Source organism: Vibrio sp. 1288, from assembly GCF_033344475.1.
In genome coordinates this window covers 1-792 of sequence record NZ_JAWPOX010000359.1, presented here as the reverse complement: position 1 = coordinate 792, position 792 = coordinate 1, and the positions used below count along the sequence as shown (strand labels likewise).

Annotated in this window: 1 protein-coding gene; it reads right to left on the bottom strand. The window is 49.4% G+C overall.

Annotated features, from left to right (window positions below; all coding sequences use genetic code 11):
• Window positions 1–792, bottom strand: a 792-nt coding sequence (locus tag R8O11_RS26750) for an aminopeptidase P family N-terminal domain-containing protein (protein WP_318194814.1), incomplete at both ends; no start/stop codon positions are given.

Here is a 792-nt window from a genome sequence, read left to right as displayed (position 1 = left end):
AGCCAATGTATCGATTTGGTAACCGCGAGTGCCTTTCGGGAAGCGGGCACGTGCTACACCGATATGACCTTTCAGCGCGAGAGTGAACTGCTTGATCATTTCTGCTGATGGCTGACCAATCGCGATGGTGCGTGTAATGTCGGTTGTGCCATCTAGGTACTGACCGCCTGAATCAACAAGGTAAAGCGTATTCAGCTCTAGCTTACCTGGCTCAGGTTGGTTCTCATGATTGTAGTGACACATAGCAGCATTGCCGCCTGCCGCAGAAATGGTATCAAAGCTCAGATCCATCAGCGTTGGGTCTTCTTTACGGAATGCTTCTAGGCGATCAGCCAGTGTAGCTTCATCATGAAGATTGCCTGCAGCCACTTCGGCATCTAGCCAGCAAAGGAATTTGCTCATCGCTACACCGTCGCGGATATGACAGGCTTTCATGCCCGCAATCTCAACTTCGTTTTTCGCGGCTTTTGGCATTAAACATGGATCGGCTGCAGCAATAACCGATGCGCCTGCATTTTGCAGAACTAACTTAAACCATGCGTTACTGATTGCTGGGTCGAGCAATACCTTTTTACCAGACATGGCTTCAAGGCGAGATTGAAGTGCTTCTGGATGATGAACCGTCACACCAGTACCCACATGCGCTGCAAATTCAGCAGGTAAGCGAGCGGGATCTAGGAAGTACTCCACACTTGAGTCGGCATGAAGAATCGCGTGCGACAGTAAAACTGGCAAACGCGATACATCTAAGCCACGTACATTCAATAGCCAACAAATAGAATCAAGCGCTGT